Source organism: Cognatundibacterium oligocarboniphilum, from assembly GCF_013377855.1.
GTDB classification, from domain to species: domain Bacteria; phylum Pseudomonadota; class Gammaproteobacteria; order Burkholderiales; family Burkholderiaceae_D; genus Undibacterium; species Undibacterium oligocarboniphilum.
On the sequence record NZ_JABXYJ010000004.1, the window covers coordinates 406,028 to 421,722 of the forward strand.

Below are 15,695 nucleotides of genomic sequence, written 5' to 3' on the forward strand. Positions count from 1 at the left end.
AAAAGGAGACCAGCAGGAGACCAGCTGCTCATAGTAAAGACTATAAGTGAAATCACAGAATATGAAATTATTTTCTGGTAATTCTTTGGTGCAATTCATAGCCCATCTTGATTGATAGTGATGAACAGTTATTAGATAAAAAAATGTTTTAAAACTATCACTATTTTAACCGTTAATTTATCTTTTTATTAATTTGTACTGATTTTTTATCATGATATTGTGATCGTCGTACATCATTTGTCTGGGCGGCCGTCGGCTCTGCGGGCAGGATTCTCAACCCGCGGCGGAATCAAAATGTCATCTTCTGGTCATGCCATAAGTGGAAGATGCCGGTCAGGTGAATGGGGTGAGTCAGTCAGCAGTTACCGGACGCCTTGCATCGGGGCATGCTGCGTTTTTTAATTGTCTTTTTCAGATCAGGAAATTTTATGTTTTTGGTGATTCTCCGGCTGTTGCCGGTGTTGCTGCTATTGCTGAATACCGCGTGCGTTCAGCAGCCTTTGTCTTCTGGGCGGCCGGGTTCGCCGGCGTCACAGCCAATGTTGGCGGAACACCGGCCGCCGGTGATTCTGATTTCCATCGACGGTTTCAGGCCGGATTATCTGCAACGTCATGTCACGCCGCAGCTCAATGCGCTCGCAGCGCAGGGAACGCGGGCTGCTTTCATGCGCCCTTCTTTTCCGTCGATCACTTTTCCTAACCATTACACACTGGTTACCGGATTGCGTCCCGATCATCACGGACTGGTCGGCAACACCATGACCGATCCCGCCATTCCCGGTGTGCGCTTTACTCTTGGCAACCGCGATGCGGTGACTGACCGCCGCTGGTGGGACCAGGCTGAGCCGGTCTGGGTGACTGCTGAGAAGCAGGGCGTGCGTACGGCAACCATGTTCTGGCCGGGATCGGAGGCGGACATTCACGGCGTCCGTCCGTCGGAGTGGCGGGTATTTGACGGCAAAGTGCCGCCTGCAGCGCGGGTCGATACGGTATTGCAATGGCTGGATCAGCCTGCCGGCAAGCGGCCGGATTTTCTGACTCTGTATTTTGACGATGTGGACCATGCCGGTCACGAATTTGGTCCGGATGCGGCGCAGACCACCGAGGCCGTGGCTGTCGTCGATCAGGCTGTCGGTCGCCTGGTCAGCGGTCTGCAGGCGCGTCGCATTACCGCCAATCTGATCATTGTGTCTGATCATGGTATGGCCGCCACCAGCGAACAGCGCATGATTTATCTGGATACAATCCTGCCGCCCGACAGTATCCACGTGGTCACTGTTGGCGCCTATGCCGGTCTGGAGCCTGCAGCCGGGCAGCAGGCCATCGTTAACAATAGTTTGCTGCAAGCACATCCGCACATGACCTGCTGGGAGAAACAGCACATCCCGGCGCGCTATGTCTATGGCAGCAATGCCCGGGTGCCGGCAATCATCTGTCTGGCGGAGAGCGGCTGGCTGATTCTGCCAGATCACAAAATGAAATTTTCCGCAAATGGCGGCACACATGGCTACGATCCTGATACACCGGATATGGCGGCGCTGTTCATTGCCAATGGACCGGCATTTCAGGCCGGCGTCGTGCTGCCTGCCATCGATAATGTCGATGTGTATCCTTTGCTGATGCAGCTGACAGGCGTACCCGCATTGCCATCGGACGGCGATATCCGGGCGACTGCTGCAGCGTTGCGACCACTGCCGCAGCACTGACGACGACAGAAACCGCAGGCAGATTTTGGATGCCGCTATCTAATCCTTTGCGGCACAATGGTTGCCCCACTGATCTGAAGCGATCCTCCGATGTCTGCTGCCTTCCAGAATCCGCCTGTTCATCTGTCTGCCGATACGCCGTCCAATGCTTCATTGCCGCCGGCCCCCGTCACTTTACTGGATGAATCCGGAATCCCGCATTTCGGGCAGTTTGCCGGTAGCGTTGCCAGCCTGGACTGGTCCGGTCTGGCGCAGCCATATCGCCGTTCCGCCTGGTGGCAGCGCCTGCATCACAAACGCTGGCAATATGTGGCGCTGGCTACGGAGCAGATATTCTGTGCTGTTGCCATTGTGGATGTCGGCTGGACCAATACCGCTTTTGCCTATGTGTTTGACCGTCAGCAACGGCGACTGCTGGGCAGTTTTTCGCAGGATGGCTTGCCGGGGCTGACGGCGCACCTGAACAATTGTCCGGCTGATGGCGTAGCCAGTCATTTCCGGTTTTTGGGAAACAGCATCCGTTTCTGGCATAACGCTCAGCAACAGTGTTATCAGCTGATCGTGGATGCCGGTGGTTGCCAGATCCGGGCGCAGCTGTTGCCTGCCACGGCGGCACCCAGCCTGCTGGCGATCGGCACCGTGGCAGACAATGTGCACGCCACCTGCAAATCTGCCGGCATGCCGTTGCGCGGTGAAGTTCGCGTTGGGCAGCACAGTTTTAGTCTGGATCAGGGCTGCGGCAGCTACGATTACAGTAATGGTTTTCTGGAACGTGAAACTTCCTGGCGCTGGGCTTCTGCGCATGATACGGCAGGGGGTTTTAATCTGCAGTCAGGTTATTTTGGCGATCAGGAAAATGCGTTGTGGCTGGATGGCCGACTGATTCCGCTGGCGCGCGCCGACTTTGCTTACGATGCCGGCCAGCCGATGCGTCCCTGGCATATCACTACCGCTGATGGCTTACTGGATGTATATTTTCATCCGGAAGGCATGCGTGCCGAAAATAAAAATCTCCTGATTGCCGCCAGTCGCTATGTGCAGCCGATCGGCACCTTTGAGGGCTGGGTTCGCGCCAGTCCGGAAGCGACGCCACGCCGCATCAGCCATCTGGCCGGTGTCACGGAAGACCATTTTTCGCGCTGGTGAGTGGTCATCGGTATCCGCCGCTCGCAGTTGCCGTGATGCAGACCTGATCCAGATCAGGAAAAATATTGCACAGACAGTCAATCTGCAGCAGGTTTGATCTGGTCGGTGTCGGCACTTTGCGTGTCATGCTACAAGACAGTTTTTCTCTGTCTGGTGCATCATCATGCTGACATTGCAACTGAATCAATTTTCCCTTGAAGATTTTCTGGCAAATTACTGGCAGCAAAAGCCGGTGTTGATCCGGCAGGGGTTTCCCGGCTGGCAGGACCTGATCAGTCCGGATGAGCTGGCGGGACTGGCATGCGAGCCCCAGATTGAGTCGCGTCTGATCTGCCGGAAAGCCGGGCAATGGCAGGCGCAGAACGGACCGTTTGAGCAATACGGTCATCTGGGTGAACGTGACTGGACGCTGGTGGTGCAGGCGGTCGACCACTGGTCGCCGGAGGTGGCGGCGCTGGTGCAGGCGTTTATGTTTATTCCGCAATGGCGATTTGACGATGTGATGATCAGTTATGCGGTACCCGGCGGTGGCGTCGGCCCGCACATTGATTTGTACGATGTGTTTATCTGCCAGGGTTCGGGTAGGCGGCGCTGGCGGGTTGGTGAACGCGGCCCGCACCGGCAATTTGTTGCGCATGCCTGTCTGTTGCACACTGATCCGTTTGAGCCGGTGATCGATGCTGAGCTGACAGCGGGCGATATTCTGTACATCCCGCCCGGTTTTCCGCATGACGGTGTGACGCTGGAACATTCCATGAGTTTTTCGGTTGGATTTCGCAGTCAACCTGCCCGTAATATGATCAGCGGACTGGCCGATTACCTGATTGATCACGAGCTCGGCACCGGGCTGATCCACGATCCGGGACGTCCGCGTCAGCGGCATCCGGGGCAGATCAATGCCAGCGATTTCGGATTGATCCGGCAGCAGATGCAGGCGGTTCTGAGTGATGCAGCGCTGATGGCAGACTTTACCGGTGCCATGCTGTCGGTTACCAAATGCGAACTGGATCTGCAGGCGCTGGAGTGGCCCTTAAACAGCGCGGAATTGCTGTCTCGTCTGCAGCAGGCGGCGCTGGTACGTACCGGCGGCCTGCGTTGCCTGTATCTGCAGGAAAATATTGCACAGGGCATTTGTTATATCGACGGTGAAAAATACGTTTTCTCAGCCGGATGTGTTCCTGCACTGATCAATCTGTGTGACCAGAGCTGGATTGACGCTGCCCAGCTGGGCGAGGCGTTGCAGGACATGGATTTTGTGGAAGCGCTGCTGGGTTGGGTCAATAAGGGGTATTGGTATTTTGATGAATAAGTGGATAGCAGGATAATGCGGCCGGTCGATACGCTGACCGGTGGCTTGCCAGCCAGTCAATCAAGCGGAACAGACATAAAAAACGCTGCCGGACAGGGCAGCGTTTTTGTTGATAGAAGTGCGTTTATTTCTGCCGGTTCAGGCTGCCTGCTCCGGCAGGGCGATCTGGTTGTCCGTGCTGAACTGGTAATCATGGAACACGTGTTCGGCGCTCAGAATCTGGTAACTGCCGTCGGCCAGCTTGCGGGTCGTGTCTTTCAGACGATAAGTGGTCTGACCGCAGGTCCAGCAGTTGAAGTTACGCATGTGCGTGCAGAGACAGGTTTTGTCCATGACCGAGATTTTCTTGGCATCCGGATGCAGCGCCACTTCACGGTTATATGAAGTGATGTAGGCGCAGTTGCCGTTGCCATCCAGCAGATAGCCGTAAGATTCGCAGCCCGGACGGATGCCGTCGCCGATGGCCGGCGTATTTTTCAGCATGCGCATCGGATAGCCGGTCGGGGAAATATGATTGACTTCGATATCGTCTTCGCTGGCTTTAAAATATTCCTGCTTCACGCTGTCAGGCAGGCCGCATTCTTTGGTGACGGTAAAGCGGGTCGCAACCTGCACGCCGGACGCGCCGTGTTCCAGGAAGGAGACCGCATCGCTGCCGGTGAAAATACCGCCTGCCGCAATCAGCGGGATATCGAGTTTTTCTGCCTGCAGCCATTGATGGATTTCCGTGATGATGGTCTGCAGATCGTATTCCGCCCAGTCGTCGCCGAAGCCGAGGTGACCGCCAGCCAGCGGACCTTCCACCACGACATAATCAGGCAGCCGGTCGAGCTTCGCGTTTTTGCGCAGGAACAGCTGCAGCGCGCGCAAGGACGAGACAATGATGCCCAGCTTGGCTTCGCGGAAACGCGGATGACCGGCCATCAGTCCAAACGAGCCCAGATGCAGACCAGCGCTCAGGGTGATGCCATCGATGCCGGCGTCGAGTGCTGCTTCGAGGCGTACTTTCAGAGTTTCCTTGGGCGCGTTCATGGTCAGCTTTTCCATGCAGTTCACGAAGATCATGCCCTTGCCCTGCTTGGCTTCCATGGTCTTGCCGACATGCATGCGGGTCGCTTCGGCCAGATGTTCCAGATTGAATTTGATATTGGTCTTGTCGGAATTGTTGATGTTGTACTTGTAGAATTTAGTTTTTTCCTTGACGAAACTGGTATCGAAACGGCGGTCGGACACATCGTGCACCATCGCATCGGAAATATGGCCGATGCCACCCAGACGCGCAGCTTCCAGCGCCAGCTCGGCAGTGGAGATATCAACACCCATCCCACCAATCATGATAGGAACCAGTTCATCTTTGCCTAACTTCAGGCGGAAATCATCTACTCGTTTCATTGCTATCCTTGACACATTGATAAGGTCACACCCGCATGCCGCTGAAAAATTGGAGTGAAGCCACCACTCGAATGGATGGCGCCCCAGATTGTAAGCCAGCCTCGGTTTATGCTGTAAATAAATTTAATCGCTGTAAAACGGGTATTGCTGCATCCAAAAACCGGATTTTCCGGGCAAAAAAATGCGGAGAATCTGAATTTGGATGATATTGCTGAAAAGTGGGCGAAGAAGCATGAATAATGATGGTTGTTAGACTCCATTGCCGGTGGTAAGGTTCATCTCTGTTGCTCCGTAAGTGGCAACTGTTGCTGCCGGTCAGGTTTTCTTTCTGTGAGAAACTTGATATCGCGCAAACCGGCCTGTGGGAATTTCGCCGCTCTTGCCTCTGCCTTGTGCCGGTCAGTCTGTTATCCGTGCCGCCTGTTTTGACAGGCTTTTCCTGTTGCAGGTGGTGTCGCCGTTGGCATAACTCAAGTCTCGCGGGCATAATTTTTCTGATCGACATACTCCCTGGAGTATATTTAAATCTCCTTTGTTTATCAGGAGGATGGGCCATATTTCCTGCATACTCCCCCTGATTTTGGTCATAAAAAAACCGCACCACACACCGGTTGGTGGATGATGCGGTTGGCAGATCCTGCGAAACGGTTAACTGATGCTGACCGCTGCCTTGCCGCTGGCAACCGTTGCCGTCGTCACGCGTGCCACGACATTGCCTGGCGCGGTCATGTTGCCGGTATTCACCAGCTTATTGACCTGCTTGAATTGCACCACGAAGCTGCCCGGTGTGACGGTTGCCACGGCGTAGCCCTGGGCATCGGCATTGATATGCGCCAGCCACGGATTGCTGTTCAATGCAGACAACTGCTGCGCCAGCCCGAGCAGGTTGGTGTTGAACGCGCTGTTGGTTTTCAGGCTCGCCAAAATTGCGGCGACGGTACCGCTTAGTACCGCGCCTTCCGGCACGCCCTGCGCAGCGAGTGCGCCGGTCAGCTGAACGCGGATCTGTTCCAGCAGACCATCCACGGTCGGTGCTGCCTTACCCATGGTGTAGTCCAGCAGGTTGACGTTGATGTTGACGGTGCCGACATTCGGTACCGGGATGCTGAGCGGGTAGGACACGATGGTCGCCAGCCCGGTCGAACCTGCACCGGCTTTCATGTAGCTGAAGAAGGAATCCGAACTGATCCCTGCTGTCACCAGATCGACCATCGCTGGCGTACCGCCGCCGGTGGCATCGAAATCGCTGTTGACGGTACCGGCGAAGAAGCCGTGAATATCGCCGGTAACGGCAACCACGTTGGAAATCTTGTTGTTCAGCAGATGCGCCATCAGGTTTTTGCGTTCAGCGTTATAGCCGTCCCACTGATCGCAGTTCAGCAGGAATTTGGTGAAGTACGCAGACAGTGCAGCCTGTTGCCCGGAAGCGATGACGAACTGGGAATTCTGCTTGTTGGCCTGCACATCCGGTTTGATATAGCCAAACGCAATAACTTGCGCGGCAGCGCCGATCTGGGTAGCGGTTCCGGCAGCGGCAGCCGATTTCGCAGTGTTATAGGCAGCAACCGCAATCCCTGCCTGTGTGGTGCTGAGTCCGGCGGCAACCGCTGCGGCAAGCGTATTGCCACCCTGGGTGTCGGCAGTGGCGATCGCCACACCGGCTCCGGCAGCAGTGCTCTGGCTGGCGCCGGCAGTGGCAGCAGCCACCAGTGCGGCGGCGACCAGCACATTGCCGCCCAGCGCCGGGTTGCTGAGTGCCGTGGTGATGCTGCCTGCGACAGTGGAGATGGCATTGAGCGCGATCAGTGTGGCAATCGCATCTGTGCCGTTCAGGCCCATGCGCATCAGGCAGACTTCATTGCCCCAGACTTTCCAGGTATTGGAGGAATTCTGCATTTTGTTTTTCCACCAGTCGCGCTGGGTTTGACCCAGCATCGTGTTGTAGGCCAGCGGATCGGAAGTCATGGCGGTGGCAGTGGTGATTTCCTGCGCTTCGAGCATGTTGTACACATTCTGCGGCACGATATAGCGTGAGCCGATGCTGTTGTTCAGCGGCTTGCCGGTCGCCGGATTGTAGATCGATTCCGGCACCACATGGTCGGAACGGTACAGACGTTCATCCGTCATGATCAGCTGCATCAGATTGCCGAACTGGAAATCGCGGTAAATCTGGATATTCTGGAAGCCGGTTGCAGCAGAGTCGAAATTCACATCGGCAGGCATGTATTCAAACCATGCCTGATTCGCGGAGCGGCGACGGGTTGGCTGATGGATATTCTGGCCTTGCGCATCGAGGCTGTTGTTGTCATATGTGATCGCATCCTGCCAGCCATCGTCGGAAAACTCATGGTCATCCCAGATCGCGATATAGGCAAACCGTTCATGGACGGCTTGCTGGCGCGGGTCACTGCGGTACATTTTGTACAGATAACGGTAATCGGCCAGCGTAGTGGCATATTTGGCTTTGGTCGGTGCACCGCTGGCGTCATTCATGACGGTGCCGTCCGGCAGTTGCAATGCGATGTGGCTACTTTCCACAGGGGCAGTCTGAAAAGCAGCACCGACGGTTTCGTAAATGTAGTCGCCCAGATGGATGATGAAATCCAGATTTTCGTTCTTTGCAATATTCGAAAACGCACCCCAGTGATTCACGCTCCAGTCCTGGCAGGTGATATACGCAAACTGCACCTGAGAAACATTGCTGCCGGCTGCCGGTGCGGTCTTGAAACGACCAACGTTGGAACGCACGTCGCCGGCGATGAACTGGTAGAAGTAAGTCTGACCCGGTGTCAGGCCGGTGACTTTGCTGCGCACCGTGTTGTCGTAAGCGGCGAGTACGGATAAACGGGTATCGACAATGGTGCTGCCGGTCAGTGCAGTATTGCTGCCGAGCAGGGCGCTGTTGTCGGCGGCGGTGACGATCAGACGGATAGAGACATCATTGCCGGCAGGCGCAGGTGCTGCCACATCCACGCTGGATGGCACCACACGCGTCCACAGCACAGCGCTGTCAGGGCGCGGATCGCCGGAGGCAACGCTTTGCGGGAATTTCCAGCTGCCGCCGCTGGCTGCGGGCAGGTCAGAACCGCTGCTGGCCTGGCTGGCTGCTGTGCCACCGCCGCATGCAGTCAGGCCGCCGCTGGCAACGCTGACTGAGAAAAAACCGCCGTATTTTAAAAACTGTCTTCTATCCAATTTGATCTCCTTGGTGTCAGGACAAATTCCTGCCATGCGGCTGTTTTTGTCCCGGCTCCTCAAAGCAGGAAGCCGGTGACCGGAAAGCCATGGGGCAGGTCTGTCTGGTATTGTTATCTGGCTAAGTCGCCAGATGCTAACAATATGCTAAAACCTCATAGCCTAGTCGGCAGTTGTTTCATCCTGATGACAAGTCAGGTAGTGGTTTCTTTCTATGTGAGTGCTTGCTTTCAATTTTATTTTGAAATTTCGCCCAACAGAAAACCATGTCATAAAGATCAGCACAACGTGTCCGGTTGGTCGCTGGTGCGTGGTTGCGCAGGTTAACGGAGGAACGATCGGGCATTACCGGATTCTGGATCGGTTCTGTGATTGCTGTCTTGTGAAACAGGTCTGCATCCGCTGTGCAGATCGGGCAGCGGAGCAATGGGCGGGGCGAAGGGGTGGATACTGTTAGCCGGAGGCGTGCCGGAATAGATCAGTCAGCCATCAGTCGGCGTAAAAACAGCGGCCGCAGACGTGATGATAACGTTCGTTGCCACCAATATCGATCTGGGCACCGCTTTTCATGCGCTTGCCGCTGGCATCCACACGGATATTCATTGTGGCTTTTTTTCCGCAGGTGCAGATATTTTTGAGTTCTTCTATCGTATCGGCCAGTGCCAGCAGATAAGTGGAACCCTGAAACGGCTCACCCAGAAAATCACTGCGCAGACCGTAACAGATCACCGGTACACCGCGCACATGCGCCAGCCGGTGCAATTGCCTGACCTGCTGTGCGGATAAAAACTGCGCCTCATCGACCAGCACGCAATTCACTTGCGGCGCATCCCGGAAAAAATCAAATTCCGCATCAAACACCGCGGCTGCGCGCTGCGGGCCGAGCCGCGAGGTGACTTTGCCGGTGCCATAACGGTGATCGATGGCGGCGGTGTACACGCAAACCTGCTGCCCCTGCTCTTCGTAATTGTGGGCAACTTGCAGCAAGGCGGTGGATTTGCCTGCATTCATCGCGGAGTATCGGAAATAAAGCTTTGCCACAGTGTTCTTTCAGAATGAATTGTCCCAGATGGGAACGCATGCATGAATTTCAAGTGATCCGGGGGATGCACATTGTAATCATTGTTGCGCCCGCGGTCACGCTGCAAAATTCCGTCATGCCTGCTCTTGAAATGACTGACAGCCGCCATATCTTTGAGCCACAGATGCTCAACGGAGGTCTGTGACAATCATTTATATCGCTTCTATTTAAAAGGATATCACCATGCGTAATTTTGACTTTGCTCCCCTGTACCGTTCCGCGATCGGCTTTGACCGTCTGGCACAATTTTTTGACGATGCCCAGCGCAACGACGCCGCACCGAGCTATCCGCCTTACAACATTGAGCTGATTGCAGAAGATAAATACGCGATCACCATGGCCGTCGCCGGCTTTGAACGTAGTGAACTGGAGATCGAAAGCGAACGTGACATGCTGAAAGTCGCCGGTCGCCGCCAGAAAGAAGAAGGTCAGCGCAATTACCTGCACCGTGGCATTGCCTCCCGCGATTTTGAGCACCGTTTCCGTCTCGCCGATCATGTACGGGTTATGGCGGCGCGCCTCGACAATGGCTTGCTGACGATAGAACTGGTGCGTGAAATCCCTGAAGCCTACAAACCACGCCGCATTCTGATTGACGGTGAAAATCTGCAACTGGTGCAGGAGGCTGCGCAGCAACAGGCGGCATAACCGGTCTACGAGTACAGATTGCTGATGGCCTGTTTTACGCTAAGTGGCAGTCTGTAACCATCCGGTGGCAACCGCCGACACCTGTGAAAATGCCCGTGTGACAGCGGGCATTGTTGATGGAGGTGCCGGGTAGTGCCCGGCATGGGCAGTCATGCGTTTTACTTGCGGATGATATTGCTCAGATTGACTTCGCGGATATCTTTGGTACCGGTCAGCGCCATGCTGACATCGAGTTCTTTCTGCAGAATTTCCAGCATGGTGGTCACGCCTTTTTCTCCCATTGCGCCCAGTCCGTACAGGAAAGCGCGGCCAATCATGCTGCCTTTGGCGCCGAGCGCTGTGGCTTTCAGAATATCCTGGCCGGTGCGGATACCGCCGTCAAACCAGACTTCGGTCTGATGACCGACTGCATCGACGATCATCGGCAAGGCTTCAATTGATGACATAGCGCCATCCAGCTGGCGGCCACCGTGATTGCTGACGACGATCGCATCGGCGCCGGCAGTCACTGCCAGTTTCGCATCCTCGACATCCAGAATCCCTTTCAGGATCAGCTTGCCGCCCCATTCTTTTTTAATCCATGCGACATCGTCCCAGTTCAGGGTCGGATCGAACTGACTGGCAGTCCACTGACTCAGAGTCAGGATGCCATCGCCGCCTTTGACGTGACCGACCAGATTACCGAAAGTTTTGCGGCCGCTCAGCGCACGCAGCGCCCAGCCCGGTTTGGTAGCCAGATCGATGATATTGGCGAGCGTCAGTCTCGGTGGCACTGACATGCCGTTTTTCAGATCCTTGTGCCGCTGCCCCAGAATCTGCAAATCCAGCGTCAGCACCAGCGCCGAGCATTTGCAGGCCTTGGCGCGCTGGATCATTTCTTTCACAAAACCACGGTCGCGCATCACATACAGCTGAAACCAGAATGGCTTGCTGGTGACACTGGCCACGTCTTCGATGGAGCAGATGCTCATGGTCGATAGCGTGAACGGAATACCGAATTTTTCGGCGGCGATGGCGCCCAGCATTTCGCCATTCGCCCATTGCATGCCGGTCAGTCCGGTAGGGGCGATGGCGACTGGCATCGCTACTTCCTGGCCGACCATGGTGGTGCGGGTATTGCGCTGGTCGACATTGATGGCCACCCGCTGACGCAGTTTGATCGCCGCCAGATCGTCGCTGTTTGCCCGATACGTGCTTTCGGTATAAGAGCCGCTGTCGGCGTAGTCGTAAAATGCCTTGGGAACGCGCTTTTTCGCAAGCAAACGTAAATCTTCGACACAGGTAATGACAGGCATGCTGGTTCTCCGCTTCTGCAATCAGTAAATACAAACAATGTAGACAATCAATAACCGGAAGTGTAGGGGATATCCCGGTTACGATGGGGGAAAACGTTTCAGTACTTGAGTGAAGTATTTTCAGCTGTTGAATACTTGCCGCTGGCAGCCAGGGATTTTTACAGGAACCTGGCCGGGTAGCACCCGTATTCTGTCGCAGGTATGGCGCTGTCAGGCTTCCGAAAAACGTTGAAAAATAAATTCGCGCAGCCATTGATTGCCTGCATCCTGATGATAACGGCGATGCCAGAAAATATGCGTTTGCAGCGAAGGCAGGCGCAGCGGTGGCTTGCGAAACACCAGGCCAAAAGGCGTGGCGGCGCGTTCTGCCAGTTTTTGCGGCACAGTCACCAGCAAATCGCTGGTGCTGACAATGTAAGGCACCGCCACAAAATGCGGTACCTGGAAATGCGCGTTGCCATGGATTCCCGCTTTTGTCAGCGCCTGATTGATTTTCAGGTAAGGTTCTTCCTGCGACATCACCAGCAGATGGCGGGCAGACAAGAATTCGCGCAGTTCCAGTTTCTCTGTTGCCAGCGGATGTTCGCGGCGCATCATGCAGACATATTGCTGGCGGAACAGGCGGCGCTGATACCAGGCGTCCGATAAATCATCGAAAGCCCCGATCGCCAGATCAATCCGGCCAGACTCCATCTCGCTTTTCAGATCCACACTGCTGGCGCGAACGGTATTGATCTGCAGACCGGGAGCCTGCAAGCCCAGCTCCGCCGTCAGTACCGGCATGAAGTACACTTCGCCGACATCGGTCATCGCAATCGTGAACGGACGCTTGCTCTGCGCTGCATCGAAATCATCCTCGCTGTTGAGCGCCTGCGTGATCTGCTGCAGCGCCAGATTCACCGGATCAGCCAGCTGGCGCGCGCGCGGCGTCGGTTGCATGCCGTTCGTTGTCCGCACAAACAACTCATCATCCAGCGTACGGCGCAGGCGCGACAGCGCATTGCTGACCGCCGGCTGCGACAGGCCGAGTTGCCGGGCGACGACGGAAATCTGGTGTTCTTCGTAAATCCGCTGAAACACGATCAGCAGATTCAGATCGATCTGGTAAATGTCACGCATTATTGATTTGGTGAATGATCTGTATTTTTGTATTTATATAGTAAAACGAAAAAGCTTGCAGTAAAGTGATCCGGCTAACTTTTTTCCACTTTCTTCCTGCGGAGAAGCTTTTCATGGAAACAACATCATTCCGCCGGTACCAGACCGGCTTTGCCAATGAGTGGGCGACCGAGGCCTTGCCGGACGCTTTACCGAAAAACCAGAATTCTCCCCAGCAATGCGCGTATGGTTTATATGCTGAACAGATATCCGGCACCGCCTTTACTGCGCCGCGCCATGCGAACCGTCGTTCCTGGCTGTATCGCATCCGCCCGGCAGCGATGCACCAGCCATTCGCGCAAATCAGCAATGGAGGCATGACCAATGATTTTGGCCAGACGCCATCGACGCCGAACCAGTTGCGCTGGGATCCGTTGCCCATGCCTGCCGTCGCGCAGGATTTCATCGAAGGCTGGCTGACCATGGCCGGCAATGGTTCCGCCGATGCGCAAAGCGGTTGCGCGATCCACCTGTACGCCGCCAACCGCAACATGGAAAACCGGTTTTACTACAACGCCGATGCAGAAATACTGATCATCCCGCAACAAGGGCGTCTGCATCTGCGCACCGAACTCGGGCTGATCGACATCGAACCGCAGGAAATCGCGGTGGTGCCGCGCGGCATCCGTTTTCAGGTGCATCTGCCGGATGGCGAAGCGCGCGGCTATGTCTGCGAAAATTTTGGCGCGATGCTGAAGTTGCCCGATCTGGGCGTGATCGGTTCCAACGGTCTGGCCAATCCGCGCGATTTCCAGACGCCGGTGGCCTGGTATGAAGACAAGGAAGGCGATTTCGAACTGGTCGCCAAATTCAGCGGCAACCTGTGGTCGGCGAAAATCGGCCATTCTCCGCTGGACGTGGTGGCCTGGCACGGCAATATGGCGCCTTACAAATACGATCTGCGCCACTTCAACACCATCGGTTCGATCAGCTACGATCATCCCGATCCGTCAATCTTCCTGGTATTGCAGGCGCCGAGCGATACGCCGGGCGTGGATACCATCGATTTCGTGATTTTCCCGCCGCGCTGGCTGGCTGCTGAAAATACTTTCCGCCCGCCCTGGTTCCACCGTAATATCGCCAGTGAATTCATGGGGCTGATCCACGGTCAGTATGATGCCAAATCGGCCGGTTTTCGCCCAGGCGGCGCCAGCCTGCACAATTGCATGAGCGGTCACGGCCCCGATGCGCCGACCTTTGAGAAAGCCGGCAGCATCGACACCAGCGCACCGCAGAAGGTTGCCGATACCATGGCATTTATGATCGAGACACGGAATATCATCAAACCGACCCGCGCCGCGATGGAGTCGCCGCAATTGCAGCGCGATTACTACCAGTGCTGGCAGGGCATCAAAAAAAATTTCAACCCGGAGCAGCGATAAATGACGATTCAACTCAATGAAACCCACGATGTGAATCTGCGCAGCTGGGTGGCTTTGGCCAACCAGCCGGAATCGGATTTCCCGATCCAGAATTTGCCGTTCGGCATGTTCCGCCGCACCGGCAGCCATCAGACTTTCCGTATCGGCGTGGCGATCGGTGATCAGGTTCTCGATCTGGCTGCAGCGCACGCGGTACATGCCTTTGCCGGGTATACCGAATTGCAGGGCGGTGAATTTACGGCAGCAGCGAATGCTACCGGCCTGAATGGATTAATGGCGCTCGGTGCTCCGGTGTGGTCGGCGCTGCGGCTGGCGCTGTCGCGGGTATTGCGCGAAGGCGCCAGTCAGCAGGGCATGCTGCAGGCATGTTTGCTGCCACAGAGCGCTGCCGAATTCACCGTGCCGGCGCACATCGGTGATTACACCGATTTCTATACCTCGGTACATCACGCCACCGCAGTCGGAAAATTATTCCGCCCGGATAATCCTTTGCTGCCGAATTATAAGTGGATACCGATCGGTTATCACGGCAGGGCTTCTTCTGTCGGCGTGTCGGGACAGACTTTCCGTCGCCCGCTGGGACAAACCAAACCGCCCGCCGCAGATAATCCGGTATTCGGTCCGGCCAAGCGCATGGATTATGAACTGGAAGTCGGTATTTTTATCGGTCGCGGCAATCCCCTGGGCGACAGCATTCCCGTACAGAATGCCGAGAGCCATGTGTTCGGATTGTGTCTGCTGAACGACTGGTCGGCACGGGATCTGCAAGCCTGGGAATACCAACCGCTCGGGCCCTTTCTCGCCAAAAATTTCGCCACCACGATTTCACCGTGGATTGTGACGCTGGAAGCGCTGGCACCCTATCGTCTGGCGTGGACGCGCAATGCCGCCGACCCACAGCCGATGACCTACCTCGATGATGCGCAGCTGCGCGCCAGCGGTGCGTTTGATATCCAGCTCGAAGTCTTGTTGCAGACCGCGAAAATGCGTGGGGAAGGCGTACCCGCGCAACGCCTGTCGCTGTCGAATTTTTGTCACTCGTACTGGACGGTATCGCAGCTGGTGGCGCACCATACCGTCAACGGCTGCAATCTGAATCCGGGTGATCTGCTTGGTTCCGGCACCCAGTCCGGTCCGGCGCCGGAAGAAGCAGGCTCGCTGCTGGAGCTGACCGAAGGTGGTAAGAAGCCACTGACGCTGCAAAACGGCGAACAGCGTACTTTCATGGAAGACGGCGATACCGTCATCCTGCGCGGCTGGGCGCAGCGGGCAGGTTTGCCGCGCATCGGTTTTGGTGAAGTTGCCGGCACATTACTGCCGGCACGAACCTGAACCGCTTAGTTTTAATCTTCGAAAAGGAAGTCTGCGGGCTTCCTTTTTAAT

The 15,695-nt window shown here is 55.8% G+C and carries 12 protein-coding genes; 7 read left to right on the plus strand and 5 right to left on the minus strand.

Annotated elements, in window-relative coordinates; translation table 11 throughout:
- Positions 1–428: 428 nt before the first annotated feature.
- From HV832_RS09115 to HV832_RS09125, 3 genes are all read left to right on the plus strand, one after another.
- Positions 429–1,706 carry an alkaline phosphatase family protein gene (locus HV832_RS09115; RefSeq protein ID WP_176803402.1) on the plus strand — a complete coding sequence of 426 codons (1,278 nt, stop codon included), beginning with the start codon at positions 429–431 and terminating at the stop codon, positions 1,704–1,706.
- A gap of 90 nt (positions 1,707–1,796) precedes the next feature.
- Positions 1,797–2,852, plus strand: coding sequence for a DUF2804 domain-containing protein (locus tag HV832_RS09120; RefSeq protein ID WP_176803404.1), 1,056 nt, complete (start codon positions 1,797–1,799; stop codon positions 2,850–2,852).
- 163 nt (positions 2,853–3,015) lie between these two features.
- Complete coding sequence (locus HV832_RS09125) at positions 3,016–4,161, plus strand: ribosomal protein uL16 3-hydroxylase (RefSeq protein WP_176803406.1); 1,146 nt, start codon at positions 3,016–3,018, stop codon at positions 4,159–4,161.
- Positions 4,162–4,299: 138 nt separating this feature from the next.
- On the opposite strand, the gene HV832_RS09130 is transcribed toward HV832_RS09125, so the two are convergent.
- The 3 genes from HV832_RS09130 to HV832_RS09140 all read right to left on the minus strand — a co-directional run bounded on the left by HV832_RS09130 (position 4,300) and on the right by HV832_RS09140 (position 9,789).
- Complete coding sequence (locus HV832_RS09130) at positions 4,300–5,553, minus strand: nitronate monooxygenase (RefSeq protein WP_176803408.1); 1,254 nt, start codon at positions 5,551–5,553, stop codon at positions 4,300–4,302.
- A gap of 648 nt (positions 5,554–6,201) precedes the next feature.
- Positions 6,202–8,748 (minus strand): alkaline phosphatase D family protein, encoded by a 2,547-nt coding sequence (locus HV832_RS09135; RefSeq protein WP_223827191.1) that lies wholly within the window; start codon positions 8,746–8,748, stop codon positions 6,202–6,204.
- Positions 8,749–9,237: 489 nt separating this feature from the next.
- A complete protein-coding gene (locus tag HV832_RS09140; RefSeq protein WP_176803412.1) occupies positions 9,238–9,789 on the minus strand; it encodes a thymidine kinase in 552 nt (183 codons plus the stop codon).
- Between the two features lie 38 nt (positions 9,790–9,827).
- On the opposite strand from HV832_RS09140, the gene HV832_RS09145 reads away from it, so the two are divergent.
- Together HV832_RS09145 and HV832_RS09150 are read left to right on the plus strand one after the other, a co-directional pair.
- Positions 9,828–9,974 carry a hypothetical protein gene (locus tag HV832_RS09145; protein ID WP_176803414.1) on the plus strand — a complete coding sequence of 49 codons (147 nt, stop codon included), beginning with the start codon at positions 9,828–9,830 and terminating at the stop codon, positions 9,972–9,974.
- A gap of 38 nt (positions 9,975–10,012) precedes the next feature.
- The gene (locus tag HV832_RS09150; protein ID WP_176803416.1) at positions 10,013–10,477 is read left to right on the plus strand and encodes an Hsp20 family protein; all 465 of its coding nucleotides are present in this window, start codon (positions 10,013–10,015) and stop codon (positions 10,475–10,477) included.
- A 158-nt stretch (positions 10,478–10,635) separates the two neighbouring features.
- Here HV832_RS09150 and HV832_RS09155 read toward each other — a convergent pair whose 3' ends face one another.
- The gene (locus HV832_RS09155) at positions 10,636–11,772 is read right to left on the minus strand and encodes an alpha-hydroxy acid oxidase (RefSeq protein ID WP_176803418.1); all 1,137 of its coding nucleotides are present in this window, start codon (positions 11,770–11,772) and stop codon (positions 10,636–10,638) included.
- A gap of 210 nt (positions 11,773–11,982) precedes the next feature.
- Positions 11,983–12,891: a LysR family transcriptional regulator gene (locus HV832_RS09160; RefSeq protein WP_176803420.1), complete on the minus strand. Its 909-nt coding sequence runs from the start codon at positions 12,889–12,891 to the stop codon at positions 11,983–11,985.
- Between the two features lie 113 nt (positions 12,892–13,004).
- Between HV832_RS09160 and hmgA the strand changes: the two genes are divergently transcribed.
- Together hmgA and fahA are read left to right on the plus strand one after the other, a co-directional pair.
- Positions 13,005–14,312, plus strand: a complete 1,308-nt coding sequence (gene hmgA, locus HV832_RS09165) for a homogentisate 1,2-dioxygenase (protein WP_176803422.1) — start codon at positions 13,005–13,007, stop codon at positions 14,310–14,312.
- Positions 14,313–15,644 carry a fumarylacetoacetase gene (gene fahA / locus HV832_RS09170; protein ID WP_176803424.1) on the plus strand — a complete coding sequence of 444 codons (1,332 nt, stop codon included), beginning with the start codon at positions 14,313–14,315 and terminating at the stop codon, positions 15,642–15,644. It begins immediately after the preceding gene.
- Positions 15,645–15,695: the final 51 nt, after the last annotated feature.

Excerpts from the sequence above, each read along its gene's own strand:
- HV832_RS09115 (WP_176803402.1), top strand. The coding sequence starts at position 429 with ATGTTTTTGGTGATTCTCCGGCTGTTGCCGGTGTTGCTGCTATTGCTG.
- HV832_RS09120 (WP_176803404.1), top strand. The coding sequence starts at position 1,797 with ATGTCTGCTGCCTTCCAGAATCCGCCTGTTCATCTGTCTGCCGATACG.
- HV832_RS09125 (WP_176803406.1), top strand. The coding sequence starts at position 3,016 with ATGCTGACATTGCAACTGAATCAATTTTCCCTTGAAGATTTTCTGGCA.
- HV832_RS09130 (WP_176803408.1), bottom strand. The coding sequence starts at position 5,553 with ATGAAACGAGTAGATGATTTCCGCCTGAAGTTAGGCAAAGATGAACTG.
- HV832_RS09145 (WP_176803414.1), top strand. The coding sequence starts at position 9,828 with ATGCATGAATTTCAAGTGATCCGGGGGATGCACATTGTAATCATTGTT.
- HV832_RS09150 (WP_176803416.1), top strand. The coding sequence starts at position 10,013 with ATGCGTAATTTTGACTTTGCTCCCCTGTACCGTTCCGCGATCGGCTTT.
- HV832_RS09155 (WP_176803418.1), bottom strand. The coding sequence starts at position 11,772 with ATGCCTGTCATTACCTGTGTCGAAGATTTACGTTTGCTTGCGAAAAAG.
- HV832_RS09160 (WP_176803420.1), bottom strand. The coding sequence starts at position 12,891 with ATGCGTGACATTTACCAGATCGATCTGAATCTGCTGATCGTGTTTCAG.
- hmgA (WP_176803422.1), top strand. The coding sequence starts at position 13,005 with ATGGAAACAACATCATTCCGCCGGTACCAGACCGGCTTTGCCAATGAG.
- fahA (WP_176803424.1), top strand. The coding sequence starts at position 14,313 with ATGACGATTCAACTCAATGAAACCCACGATGTGAATCTGCGCAGCTGG.